We start from the raw sequence: 12,948 nt of genomic DNA, 5'->3' as shown, positions 1-12,948 counted from the left end.
CGAAGGTGCGCTGGCGTGGGGGCTTGGCGGGCTGGGTGGTGCTGAAGGGACCGTTCGCCGACCATGCCCCCACCAGCAGTGGTGGCGGCGCGGTCGGCTGCCCGCTGCGGCGGGGCTTGCCGCACACTGGCCGCGCCATGCTCGTGCACAGGCCATCCAGGCTAACAAATGAGAATGGTTCGTTTTTGCATTATGCTGCCGGGCGCGCCGGTGTTCCGGCTGCTCTTGGGCGTCAGACGCAAGCCCTCCCCCCGGTCCCCATCGCGGCCTCGCCGGGGCCCCGCCGTCTGCCCGCCCGCTTTCTGTTTTTTTCTTGGAGAACCGCTGCCCATGACCTCCCGTACCGAACGCGACACCTTTGGCCCTATCGAGGTCCCTGCCGACAAGCTCTGGGGCGCGCAGACGCAGCGCTCGCTGCAGAACTTCGACATTTCGGGCGAGCAGCAGCCGCGCGAGATCATCAAGGCGCTGGCCCAGGTCAAGCGCGCTTCGGCCGTGGTCAACCAGGCCCTGGGCCTGCAGGATGCCAAGAAGACCGACGCCATCGTGGCTGCGGCCGATGAGGTCATCGCCGGCCAGCACGCGGGCGAGTTCCCGCTGGTGGTGTGGCAGACGGGCTCGGGCACGCAGACCAACATGAATGTCAACGAGGTGCTGGCCAACCGCGCCAGCGAGATCCTGGGCGGCGAGCGCGGCGAAAGCCGCCTGGTCCACCCCAACGACGACGTGAACCGCAGCCAGTCGAGCAACGACGTGTTCCCGACCGCCATGCACGTGGCCGCGGTGGAGGCCCTCACGCACAAGCTCCTGCCCGCCATCGCCAAGCTGCGCGCCACGCTGGCGAAGAAGGCGCAGGACTTCGATGGCATCGTCAAGATCGGCCGCACCCATCTGCAGGATGCCACCCCGCTCACGCTGGGCCAGGAGTTCTCGGGCTACGTGGCGCAGCTGGACCATGGCGAGCGCCATGTGCGCGCCGCGCTCCCCCACCTGTATGAACTGGCGCTGGGCGGCACGGCGGTGGGCACGGGCCTGAATGCGCCCAAGGGCTATGCCGAGCAGTCCGCCGCAGAGTTGGCGCGCCTCACGGGCCTTCCCTTCGTCACCGCGCCCAACAAGTTCGAGGCCCTGGCCTCGGTGGACGGCCTGGTGCACGCCCACGGCGCGCTCAAGACGCTGGCGGCCAGCATGATGAAGATCGCCAACGACGTGCGCTGGCTGGCCAGCGGCCCGCGCAGCGGCATCGGCGAGCTGAGCATCCCCGAGAACGAGCCTGGCTCGTCCATCATGCCCGGCAAGGTCAACCCTACGCAGAGCGAGGCGGTGACCATGCTGGCTGCCCAGGTGTTCGGCAACGACGTGGCCATCAACTTCGGCGGTGCCTCGGGCAACTTCGAGCTCAACGTCTTCCGCCCCATGGTGGCCCACAACTTCCTGCAGAGCGTGCGCCTGCTGGCCGACGGCATGGTGAGCTTCAACGACCAGTGCGCCGTGGGCATCGAGCCCAACCGCGAGCGCATCACCGAGCTGGTGGACCGCTCGCTCATGCTGGTGACCGCGCTCAACACCCACATCGGCTACGACAAGGCGGCCTATATTGCCAAGAAGGCGCACAAGGAAGGCACGAGCCTGCGCGAAGCGGCTGTGGCCTCGGGCCACGTCACGGGCGAGCAGTTCGACCAGTGGGTGGTGCCGGGCCACATGGTCGGGCGTTGATCGCAGGCCGGGGGCGCAACAAGCGCCAGAGTATCGGGGCCGCACACTGTTGGCCCGATATCCGTCATCCTCGCCAGTCCTGCGTTCGTGCAGTGCCGTGACCGTCAGTCACCGTGCTGCGACGCTTCCTGCTGCGCCAGCGCTTCGAGCTGCTCCTGCTGGTAGACCACGATGCTGCGCTGGTGGATGCCGATGATGCCTTCGCGCTCCATCCACTTCAATTCCACATTGATGCGCTGGCGCGATCCGCCCAGCAGTTGCGCCAGCTCGTCCTGCACCAGCGACAGCCCGATGGCGCCGCGCTGGCCGGGCACGGCGGCGCGCTCGCCGAAGCGGCGCAGCACGTGCAGCAACTGCTTGGCCAGCCGCGCGCGCAGGGGCAGGGTGGCCATGTCTTCCATCATCCAGTACAGGTAGCGCATGCGGCGCGCCTGCAGCGTGAGCAGCGCCTCGCCGAACTCCGAATGTTCGCGCAGCAACTGGCGGAACACGCCCTCGGCCACGCTCAGCACCGTGGTGGGGCCATGGGCGTGCGCGTCGTAGGTGTTGGGGCCGCGGTGCAGCACCTCGGCCTCGCCCACCCAGATGCCGGGCTCCACATAGGCCAGCGTCACCTGCTTGCCCGACGGCGTGGTGCGCCGAAACCGGATGGCGCCGCTCGCGCACGCAAACCAGTCCTGCGCCAGGTCGCCTTGCTCTACGATCATCTGGCCGTGGGTGTAGCGTGTGACGCGGCCCAGCCGAAAGATGTCGTGCCGCAGCGATGGCGTGAGCGCGGCGAACCAGCGGCCGCGGTTGATGGCTTCGCGTTCGGGCAGGCTCAGGAAGGGGCGTTGCTGGTGGCGGTCGGCCAGGAGATTCGCGGACTCTGGCGTGGAAAGCGTGTCTGTGGACATGGCGGCAGGCTGCAGATGAACGGAGCCGGCCTGTGCGCAGGGCCGGGCTGAAGGGCGGTGGAGAAAAGCGCAGCTTCGCAGTTTAGCGATGCGGCTTGCGGCATCAGGGGGCGCGCGGCACCTGCGCGACACCCCGCAGCCTGTTGACGAAAATTGCCTGCGTGCCTGCCTCCCGCGTGTCACCTATGCCTTGGCTTGTGCGCGCACCTGTACCTTGCCGGCTTTGGAGGCTTTCGGCGTCTTGGGTGTCTTGCGCGGTTTGCGCAAGAACGCCAGCAAGCGGCGCTCTGCCGCGCTCAGGCCGCGTGGCGACGCGCTGCCGCCGATGCGGTCCCACACGTCCTGCATGCCGGGCCCGGCGTCGGATGCCAGGCGCGAGCCCAGCTCCAGCACCGCGGGATGCACGTACGACTTCTTGCACACGGCGGGCGTGTTGCCCAGCTGGCGCGCCACCTCGGCGAGGATGGTCTTGGCGGTGTAGCGCACGCTCTTGTCGGCGGGGTCTGCGGCGTCGGCCTGTGTGCACGCCAGGCGCGTCAGCTCCAGCGCCTGCGTGGTGCCGTGCCAGGTGCGAAAGTCCTTCGCGGTGAAGTGATCGCCGTCGGTGTCGGACGCGCCGTGCGTGATCTCGCGCAGGTAGTCATTCACGTCGCCCGAGCCCACGGTGCGCGGGGTGCCGTCCTCATCTTCGTACTGGAAGAGCTCCTGCCCTGGCAGCTGCTGGCAGTGCCGCACCACGCGTGCCACGCGGGGGTCGCTCAGCTCGGCCTCCTGCTGCACACCGCTCTTGCCGCGAAACCGCAGCGTCAGCTGGCTGCCTTTGACCTGCACATGCCGCGTGCGCAGCGTGGTCAGGCCGTACGATTTGTTGGTGGCGGCGTATTCCTCATTGCCCACGCGCAGATAGGTGGTGTCCAGCAGGCGCACCAGTGTGGCCAGTACCAGCGTGCGCGACAGCGGCTGGCCGCTGCGGTGCGCGGCCAGGTCGCGTGCCACGCGGGCGCGGATGCGCGGCAGCGCACGCCCGAAGGCCTGCATGTGCTCGAACTTGCCCTCGTCGCGCTGCGCGCGCCACTGCGCGTGGTAGCGGTACTGGCGCCGTCCGCGCGCGTCGAGCCCGGTGGCCTGCAGGTGGCCGTTGGGCCGCGGGCAAATCCACACGTCGGTGTACGCCGGCGGGATGGCCAGGCGCTGGATACGGGCGATCTCTTCCGCATCCTTGAGCCACTGCCCGTCGGGCTGGCGGTAGCGAAACGCCTTTTCGCCGCTGGGCACCCGCGACAGACCGGGCATGTCGGGCGTGACGTACACCAGGCCGCCGGGCAGCCTGGGCTGGCGGGGGGTTGTGGCTTTGGGGGGCGCAGATGCGCGGGTCGAAGAGGATGTAGCGGGCATCGGGGCGGTATGGAGGATGGACCAATGTGTGGTCCGATCAAACCCGTGCCTGGTCTGCGGCGGTGTAGGTGCGCTGCGTGCGGCAAAGTGAGACATCGGCCGGACTCTTGGCTGATGGCGCCATCCATCCCAGTAAAAAATGGCCCTGCCGCTTGATGGACGGGCGCTACCAGCTATTTAATTGATAGCAACTGGGGATGCGGCAGCGTCGATGGGATGCGTGCGGTGTTGGCGGGTCTGCGTAAGCAGCCCCTGCGCGGGCGCTCCTGCCCGCATGCCGCGGCCTGTGCGTCCCGCTGCGCGCCCTGTCACTCACCCGCAGTCGCGCTCGGGTCCAGCGCAAAGCCCACCCCGTACACCGAGCGGATCCAGTCGCTGCCGTCGGCGCTGGCGGCCTTGAGCTTCTTGCGCAGGTTCTTGATGTGGCTGTCGATGGCGCGCTCGTTCACATCGAGCGTGTCGTCGTACGCCTGGTCCAGCAGCTGCGCGCGCGAGAAGATGCGCCCGCGGTGGCGGGCCAGCACCTGCAGAAGCCGAAACTCCCGCCGCGTGAGGCCCAGCGGCGTGCCGTGCAGCGTGGCCTGCCAGTGCAGCTCGTCGAGTACCAGCGCCGCCACGGTGGTGGTGGTGCCCGGCGGCGGCGGCGGCGCGGCCGCGGCGCGGCGCAGCACGGCCTTGGCGCGGGCCACCACCTCGCGCGGCGAGAACGGCTTGCAGATGTAGTCGTCGGCGCCCAGCTCCAGGCCGATGAGGCGGTCCACCTCTTCCACGCGGGCGGTCAGCATGATGATGGGGTGCTGTGTGTGGCGGCGGGCCTGGCGCAGCACCTCCAGGCCATCCATGCCGGGCAGCATGATGTCCAGCAGGGTCAGCGCGGGCGGCGCCGCCAGCATGCTGGCCAGCGCCGTGCGGCCGTCGGCGTGGTGCTCGACGGCGTAGCCCGCGTGGCGCAGGTAGTCGACCACGATGGTGGCGATGTCGGGTTCGTCTTCGACGACGAGGATGCGGTGGGTCATGTCACGGGGTGGATGGGGAGTTGTCCAGCAGGGGCAGGTCCAGCGTGATGCGCAGGCCGCCCAGGGGCGACGCCTCGGCCGCCAGGGTGCCGCCATGCGCCAGCACGATGGCCCGGCAGATGGCCAGGCCCAGGCCTGAGCCGCCGTGGTCGCGGTTGCGCGAGGTGTCGGCCCGGTACAGGCGCTCGAAGATGCGGGGCAGCTCGTGTGCGGCGACGCCCGGCGCGCTGTCGTCCAGTTGCACGCGCAGTAGCGGTGCGCCGCCCGGGGCCTCGGCTTCGAACGCCGCGATGCGCAGCAGGCCCCCCGCATCGGTGTAGCGCAGGCTGTTTTCCAGCAGGTTCAGGAACACCTGGTGCAGTTGCTGCGCGTCGCCCCGCACCAGCGGCGCGGGCGACTGCGTGGCCAGCGCGTCGAGGCCCATGGTGTCCACGGCGATGCGGGCCTGCGCCAGGCGCGGGCGCATCGAGGCCAGGGCTTCGGACAGCAGCGAGAGCGGGTGCACCGGCACCTGGGCCGACGGCGCGCTGGTGCCCGCTGCGTCCAGGCTGGCGCGCAGGTCGCCCACCAGCTGGATAAGGCGCATCACCTGTCGGTGCAGGCGCAGCGCGGTCTTGTCGTCGAACGTGCGCACGCGGTCCTGCACGGCCTCGATCTCTGCGCGCATCGCCGCCAGGGGCGTGCGCAGCTCGTGCGCCACGTCACCCAGCCACTGGCGGCGCGAGGCCTCGATGCTGCCGAGCTGCTCGGCCATGGTGTTGAAGGTGCGGGCCAGTTGGGCCATTTCGTCGTGGCCGTGCACCGGCACGCGGGTGTGGAGATGGCCCTGTGCAATGTCGCGGGCGCCGCTGGCCAGGGCATCGACCGGCGCCAGCCAGCGCCGTGCCAGCCAGCCGGACAGCAGCAGCGCCAGCACTAGGCCGGCGAGGCCCGTCCACACCACAAAGCCCAGCTGCTGGGCCAGAAAGGCTTGGTCCGCTTCGCTGCGCACCCCTTGGGGAGGCGCCAGCACCAGGTGTCCGATGGTCGCGCCGTTGGCACCCCGCAAGGCCAGGCGGGCGCCGCCCGGCTGCGGTGCGCTGCCTGCGACCAGCCGGTCCTGTGCGTCGACCAGGCCCAGGCGAGGGTAGAGGTCGTCAGGGTGGCGCTGCGGAGGCAGGGGCGGGCGGCCGTCGGCCGACGGGCCCATCATTCCCATGCTGTTGCCGCGCTGGTCGGGCGGTGGCCCGTCCGGCGGCGCGGCGCCTTGGGGTGGGGGCTGCCAGCCACCGCTGCGCTCGCCGGTGGCGGCGCGGGGAGGGCCGCCGTACGGGCCCGCAAATGGGTTGGCACTCTCGGCCGACGAAGTGGTGCCGGAGGGCGCGTTGCCCATGGACGGGGGCGGGGCGAAGCCGTCGGCCGCGCCACCACCCGCCCTGCGCTGGCCGCCGCCCGGGTGGCTGAGCCGGCCCCACAGGCCGGGCTGGTTGCGCAGCGTGTCCCAGCCACCCACCTGCAGGTAGTGTGCCTGCAGGCGCTCTGCCAGCCAGTCCATGCGTGCGAGTTCGATCTCGGCCACGTACGGCCCCAGCCCGCGCTGCAGCCCCAGCCGCGAAAACCCCGCAAAGATCAGCAGCAAGGCCACCAGCAAGGCGGCCAGGGCCAGAAAGGCTTTGCGGTGCAGGGTGAGTGAAGGCATCGGGACAGCGAAACGGCTTCAAAGGAGGTCAGCGTGCGGGCGGCGGGCCGCCTGCACCGCCGGGCCCGCCCGCAGGCATGGCCACCAGGGTGCCGTCCATTGTGCGGCATGTGCCCGCGAGCGACTTGCCGTCCGGCATGGTCAGCGTGACGCTGGCGCCCTCGGCCTTGCCCTGGCAGGCGGCATACGCCTCGGGCGGCGGCGCGGGCGGACCCTGGCGGCCCTGGGGTTGCGCGAGCACCGGTGTCGCGGACATTGCGGCGAGCACGGCCACGAGCGCTGCGCGGGCGAGGCTGCGGTGGTGAAGAGAACGAAGAAGCATGGTGCAGATTCCTTGAGGTGGTTGAAGAAAAGAAAAAAGGCGAGACCGTCGCGGCCCGCATGGATTGGTGAACTGGTGAGCCGTTGTGGGCGGCAGCGGCGCTGGCGACGCTTGGCGAGGAGCGACGGTCCGCACGCTCCGCGCACTGGTCGAAACCGGCGCGCCCCAGCCACGTGCACCCATGGAACCGGCATTGCCGGGCGATCGGGCGCGTCGCCCTCCGGGGGGGCCGAAGGCGACTCAGGGGGAGCCTATGCAGCCACAGAGATCGTGATATGGGCCGAGTACCCGCCACCGCTGTTGGCCTGCATGGTGGTCATCTCCAGCGTGGTGCCGTCGCTGAACACGTTGTCGGTGGCGAACGACATGGACGCGAGGTTGCGCACGCTGGCGCTGTAGCCCGCATTGGCGTTGTAGATGGTGCTGAGCAGCGCGGTGGGGAAGGCCAGTTGCGTGGTCTTGATCTTGTTGCTGGCATTGCTTGCTGCAGAGAGGCTGCGGTAGACCTCCAGATGCATGTGCGGCATGCGGCCCGCATAGCAGCCTGGCACGATGGTGGTGAAGGTGACCGTGCCGTTGGCATCGGTGGCCTGCACGCCGCGCAGGTAGTTGTCGGCAATGTTGTTGGAGCTGTAGACCGAGTAGTTGCCGTCCTGCGTGCAGTGCCACAGGTAGATGGCGTAGCCCGACAGCGCGGCGCAGCTGGCGTTGGTGTTGGTCAGCGTGATGGTGATGGTGAACGGCACGCCGCTGACCGGCGTGGACGAGCCGATGGAGGTGCGGATGTCCGAGCGCACGATGCCGCTGAGCGCGAGCACGTTGTAGGTGTTGTTGCTGGCGTTGGAGCCATCGGCCGGGTAGGGGCCGGCGGTCTCTTCCGGCACGACCGAGCAGGTGGTCGTGGTGCCCGTTCCTGTCGTGCCGGTGCCCGTATCGGTGGTCGTTCCCGTGCCGGTGCCCGTGCTGGTGCCGCTACCGCTACCGGCGGTGTCGGTGGAATCGCTGTCGCTGCCCCCGCCGCCACAGCCCAGCAAGGTGGCCATGCCCAGCGAGCCCAGGGCGTTCAGGGCGAAACGGCGGCTGGCGGGTGTTGAACTCGGTGGTGCGACTGTCGCGGCCGGCGATGACGAAGTGGTGGTGGGCGCAATGGCGGCAGAAAATCGGGCCATGGTAGTTCTCCTGCAAGTGGGTATGGCCTGCACTGTGCCCACCGATTGCGGAGAAATCTTGGAGCCGGGCCGCCCGCGTGCGCAGGTGCCCGGCCCGGGTGCTGCGGCTACAGCGCGTTGCTGGCGTTCACGAGGTCGTTGTAGGCCTTGACCAGCTTTTCGCTGCTGCCTTCCACCATCCAGCCGCTGCCGGGCTTGAGCATCATGCGCTCGCCGTCGTTGTAGGGCACCTTGTCGCGCACGCGCCGAAAGCGCTCTTTCGACGCCTTGCGGAAGTCTTCGGCGCTGCGCTCGAAGCTCGACCATCCGCTGGGCAACTCGTCCTTGTTCGGTTTGGCGAACGCCATGGCTTCGTCGGCCATGGCTTCATAGGCCTGCAGGCGCGGTGCGGCAGCGGAGGCATCGAAGGTCTCGTCGCCCAGCACATCGGCCAAGCCCTTGGCCTTGTTCATCAACGCCATCTGGTAGTAGGGCAGCTTGCGGCCCTGGGTCTTTTCGATCTGTGCGAGCTGGGCGGCCAGCAGGTTGTCGTTTTCGGCGTCCAGCGCTTTCGAGAACACGCTACTGGCCTGGTCGAAGCTTTCGAAGCTGGCCACCAGGGGGGCGTGGATGGCCTTGCCCTTGGCGAACTTGTCGTCCTTGTAATTTTCGCGGTCGTAGTAGGTGTAGGCGTCGGCCACCAGCTTGTCCATGGCCGAGAGCGAGGCCATGTAGTTCTTGCCGGCGGCGTCGAGTGCGGGCAGGGCCGGGGACAGGGCGGCTGCCTGCGTGAACTGGGCCGCGCAGGCGGTCACGTCGTCGCTGGAGATGGAATACAGGCCATAGACCACCATTTCGTTGCCGGTGGGGCCTGCCGCCATGTTCTTGACCCAGCTGGCATACCGGCTGATGGTGCGGTGGGCGCGCTCGTCCAGCCGGTTGTAGCAGTTGATGTATGTCTGCAGCTTGGCATTGAGGTTGTCTGCCGCAGCGGGAGGTGCGGGTTCGGCGGCAGTGTCGCCTGCTGCCGGGTTGGCAGCGGCAGCGTTGGCGGCAGGGGCCACCGGGGCGTCGGCTGTGGCCGCGTCCGGCTTGGGGCCGCATCCCAACAAGGCGATCAGCAAAAGCGGAGCTAAACCCAGGAAACGCTGGGCAGAAAACGTGGTGTGCATGGGATTCGAGGAAAAGCGCAGAAAAGTTTGGCGGGTGCCGCGTGCCCACGTCCAATGGTCATTGGCGTGGCGCCAGAATTCTGCGTTGAGGAAGGCTCAAAGTTCCTCTCGTCGGCTGCCAATGCGTAATCAGATGTACGGCAACTCGCGCGGGTTCATGCGCTGCGCAACGACTGGGAGGCTTGCGACAGCGCCTCCGGATTCAAGGCATCGCTGTGTGTCGGTGAGAGTGCCGGCCTGGTATGACGGGCCTAGCTCGAAATCTAAAACTTGATGGCAGTGAAGCGTTCTGTTGCAGTTTGAGCCTGGCAAGCGGGGGGGCTTCCCGCTCAGTTCGCGCTTTGCGAGGGAGCAAGCGCCAGCGCCTGCTCCTGCTCTTGCTCTTGCTCTTGCTCTTGCTCTTGCTCTTGCTCTTGCCCCGAAAGATTGCAAGCCCCAGGGACCTCGCCGTCTCTCAATTCAATGGCGTGCCGGCGGCGCGGAGTGCGCCATCAGCCGGTCGGTCGCCGCGATGGCCAGCGCGCTCAGCAGGAACACCACATGGATGATGGTCTGCCACATCAGCACCTTGGTGTCGTAGTTGGCGGCGTTGATGAAGGTCTTGAGCAGGTGGATGGAGCTGATGCCGATGATGGCGGTGGCCAGCTTGACCTTGAGCACCGAGGCATTTACGTGGCTCAGCCACTCGGGCTGGTCGGGATGGTCTTCCAGGTGCAGGCGCGAGACAAAGGTTTCGTAGCCACCCACGATCACCATGATCAGCAGGTTGGAGATCATCACCACGTCGATCAGCGCCAGCACCACCAGCATGATGATGGTTTCGTTGAGCGCGGTGACTTCGAAGTCGCTCTTGTAGCCGATGCTGGACACCAGCGATTTGAGCGCGGCGGTGTCGCCGAACGCCGCCTCGATCAGGTGCACCAGTTCCACCCAGAAGTGAAAGACATACACCGCCTGCGCCAGGATCAGTCCCAGGTACAGGGGCAGCTGCAGCCAGCGGCTGGCAAAGATCAAGGAAGGAAGGGGACGCATAGCGACCGGCGTGCCGGATTTTTTGGGGAGGGACATGGGAGGTGGGGTTGGATCGGGTCGCGCGATTCTAGAAGAAGCGCATGACCGCTCGCCGGCCTTGGGATAGCGGCTGGCGGCGAAGGCGCAGGCAGCGAAGGCCACAACGCAGTTTTCATGGCGGTGCGGCGCGCAGGGGGCGCTCTTTCTGTAAGCTTCGTGCCAGTCAGTGGCTTGTAAGTGCGGCGTCCGACAGTACCGCCCAATTCACAGAAAAGACAGGCGGGCAGGCGACGCGGAGCGCGCAAAGCCGCTCCCGCCGGCCGGTGCCTGTCAGACCATTCCATCAAAAACCAGGAGACAACACCATGAGTGCGCCCACATCCGCGATCGAATCCGTTTTGGTTGAGAACCGCGTGTTCCCGCCGTCGGACGCCATCGTCAAAGCCGCCCGCGTCTCGGGCATGGCGGGCTACGACGCCCTGTGCGCCGAGGCCGACAAGGACTTCGAAGGCTTCTGGGCCCGCCTGGCGCGCGAGAACGTGCAGTGGAGCAAGCCCTTCACCCGCACGCTCGACACATCCAACGCCCCGTTTTACCAATGGTTCGACGACGGCGAACTCAACGCCAGCGCCAACTGCCTGGACCGCCACATCGGTACGCCCACCGAGAACAAGACCGCCATCGTCTTCGAGGCCGACGACGGCACGGTCACCAAGATCACGTACAAGGAACTGCTGGCCCGCGTGAGCCAGTTCGCCAACGCGCTCAAGGCCCATGGCGTGGCCAAGGGCGACCGCGTGCTGATCTACATGCCCATGACCATCGAGGGCGTGATCGCCATGCAGGCCTGCGCGCGCATCGGCGCCACGCACAGCGTGGTGTTCGGCGGCTTCAGTGCCAAGGCCGTGCAGGAGCGCATCATCGACGCGGGCGCGGTCGCCGTGATCACCGCCAACTACCAGATGCGCGGCGGCAAGGAACTGCCGCTCAAGGCCATCATCGACGAAGCCCTGGCCGCCGGCGGCTGCGACACCATCCGCAACGTGTTCGTCTACCAGCGCACCGCCACGGCGTGCCACATGGTGGCCGGGCGTGACAAGACCTTCGACGAGATCCTGGCCGGGCAGAGCACCGAGTGTGCCCCTGTGCCCGTGGGTGCCGAGCACCCGCTGTTCATCCTGTACACCAGCGGCTCCACCGGCAAGCCCAAGGGCGTGCAGCACGCCACGGGCGGCTACCTGCTGTGGGCCAAGCTCACCATGGACTGGACGTTCGACCTGCGCCCCGACGATGTGTTCTGGTGCACGGCCGACATCGGCTGGATCACCGGCCACACCTACGTGGCCTACGGCCCGCTGGCAGCGGGCGCGACGCAGGTGGTGTTCGAAGGCATCCCCACGTACCCGAACGCTGGCCGCTTCTGGCAGATGATCGAGAAGCACAAGGTCTCGATCTTCTACACCGCACCCACGGCCATCCGCTCGCTCATCAAGGCCGCCGAAGGCGACGCTGCGGTGCACCCCGCGCGCTCCGACCTGACGAGCCTGCGCATTCTGGGCAGCGTGGGCGAACCCATCAATCCCGAAGCGTGGATGTGGTACCACCGCAATGTGGGCGGCGAGCGCTGCCCCATCGTCGATACCTTCTGGCAGACCGAGACCGGCGGCCACGTCATCACCCCGCTGCCCGGCGCCACACCGCTGGTGCCTGGCAGCTGCACTTTGCCCCTGCCCGGCATCGCAGCCGCCATCGTGGATGAAACGGGCAACGACGTCGCCAATGGCGCAGGCGGCATCCTCGTGATCAAGAAGCCGTGGCCTAGCATGATCCGAACCATCTGGAACGACCCTGAACGCTTCAAGAAGGCCTACTTCCCCGAAGAGCTCAAGGGCTACTACCTAGCCGGCGACGGTGCGGTGCGCAGTGCCGACCGCGGCTACTTCCGCATCACCGGCCGCATCGACGACGTGCTCAACGTGTCGGGCCACCGCATGGGCACGATGGAGATCGAGTCGGCCCTGGTCTCCAAGACCGACCTGGTCGCCGAAGCCGCCGTGGTGGGCCGCCCTGACGATGTGACCGGCGAAGCCATCTGCGCCTTCGTCGTGCTCAAGCGCTCGCGCCCCACCGGCGAGGAAGCCAAGCAGATCGCCAACGAACTGCGCGCCTGGGTCGCCAAGGAAATCGGCCCGATTGCCAAGCCCAAGGACATCCGCTTCGGCGACAACCTGCCCAAGACCCGCAGCGGCAAGATCATGCGCCGGCTGCTGCGTAGCATCGCCAAGGGCGAGGCCATCACGCAGGACACCAGTACGTTGGAAAACCCCGCAATCCTGGACCAATTGGCCAAAGCCAATTGATCCAGGAGGCGCCGTGCAACGGCGCCAGCGCACAGCGCTTGCGGGGTTTGTGGGCACTCATATCGCGCAGCGATGTGATGTGACCACAAAATCCCAGTAGTTCACCCGCCACCCGTGATCGAAGCTGCAGCCAACTGATCGAGAAGGGCGCCGTGCAACGGCGCCCGCACAGAGCGCTTGCAGGATTCTTGGCCACTCATATCGCGTAGCGATGTGATGTGGCCACAAAACCCG

At 67.8% G+C, this 12,948-nt stretch carries 10 protein-coding genes; 2 read left to right on the top strand and 8 right to left on the bottom strand.

Features of this window, described 5'->3' with window-relative positions; translation table 11 throughout:
- Window positions 1-330 precede the first annotated feature (330 nt).
- Window positions 331-1,716 carry a class II fumarate hydratase gene (gene fumC / locus ACSQ3N_RS18015; protein ID WP_056169737.1) on the top strand — a complete coding sequence of 462 codons (1,386 nt, stop codon included), beginning with the start codon at window positions 331-333 and terminating at the stop codon, window positions 1,714-1,716.
- Between the two features lie 104 nt (window positions 1,717-1,820).
- Here fumC and ACSQ3N_RS18010 read toward each other — a convergent pair whose 3' ends face one another.
- The 8 genes from ACSQ3N_RS18010 to ACSQ3N_RS17975 form a co-directional block, all read right to left on the bottom strand.
- Window positions 1,821-2,612, bottom strand: coding sequence for a Crp/Fnr family transcriptional regulator (locus ACSQ3N_RS18010; RefSeq protein WP_056418659.1), 792 nt, complete (start codon window positions 2,610-2,612; stop codon window positions 1,821-1,823).
- Between the two features lie 183 nt (window positions 2,613-2,795).
- Window positions 2,796-4,007, bottom strand: a complete 1,212-nt coding sequence (locus ACSQ3N_RS18005) for a DNA topoisomerase IB (protein ID WP_436147012.1) — start codon at window positions 4,005-4,007, stop codon at window positions 2,796-2,798.
- A 308-nt stretch (window positions 4,008-4,315) separates the two neighbouring features.
- Window positions 4,316-5,023 (bottom strand): response regulator, encoded by a 708-nt coding sequence (locus ACSQ3N_RS18000; RefSeq protein ID WP_436147011.1) that lies wholly within the window; start codon window positions 5,021-5,023, stop codon window positions 4,316-4,318.
- A 1-nt stretch (window position 5,024) separates the two neighbouring features.
- Window positions 5,025-6,701 carry an ATP-binding protein gene (locus tag ACSQ3N_RS17995; RefSeq protein ID WP_436147010.1) on the bottom strand — a complete coding sequence of 559 codons (1,677 nt, stop codon included), beginning with the start codon at window positions 6,699-6,701 and terminating at the stop codon, window positions 5,025-5,027.
- Between the two features lie 28 nt (window positions 6,702-6,729).
- Window positions 6,730-7,023 (bottom strand): hypothetical protein, encoded by a 294-nt coding sequence (locus ACSQ3N_RS17990; protein ID WP_056169719.1) that lies wholly within the window; start codon window positions 7,021-7,023, stop codon window positions 6,730-6,732.
- Window positions 7,024-7,274: 251 nt separating this feature from the next.
- Entirely contained in the window at window positions 7,275-8,192 is a 918-nt protein-coding gene (locus ACSQ3N_RS17985) for an intradiol ring-cleavage dioxygenase (RefSeq protein ID WP_436147009.1), read from the bottom strand.
- A 107-nt stretch (window positions 8,193-8,299) separates the two neighbouring features.
- On the bottom strand, window positions 8,300-9,343 hold the full coding sequence (locus tag ACSQ3N_RS17980) for a YiiG family protein (protein WP_436147008.1): 1,044 nt from the start codon (window positions 9,341-9,343) through the stop codon (window positions 8,300-8,302).
- A gap of 459 nt (window positions 9,344-9,802) precedes the next feature.
- The gene (locus ACSQ3N_RS17975) at window positions 9,803-10,411 is read right to left on the bottom strand and encodes a TIGR00645 family protein (RefSeq protein WP_056169707.1); all 609 of its coding nucleotides are present in this window, start codon (window positions 10,409-10,411) and stop codon (window positions 9,803-9,805) included.
- 308 nt (window positions 10,412-10,719) lie between these two features.
- On the opposite strand from ACSQ3N_RS17975, the gene acs reads away from it, so the two are divergent.
- On the top strand, window positions 10,720-12,714 hold the full coding sequence (acs, locus tag ACSQ3N_RS17970) for an acetate--CoA ligase (protein WP_436147007.1): 1,995 nt from the start codon (window positions 10,720-10,722) through the stop codon (window positions 12,712-12,714).
- Window positions 12,715-12,948: the final 234 nt, after the last annotated feature.

Source organism: Acidovorax sp. LjRoot194, assembly GCF_964253015.1.
Classification (GTDB): Bacteria; Pseudomonadota; Gammaproteobacteria; order Burkholderiales; family Burkholderiaceae_C; genus Acidovorax.
This window is presented reverse-complemented; position numbering and strand designations above follow the sequence as displayed.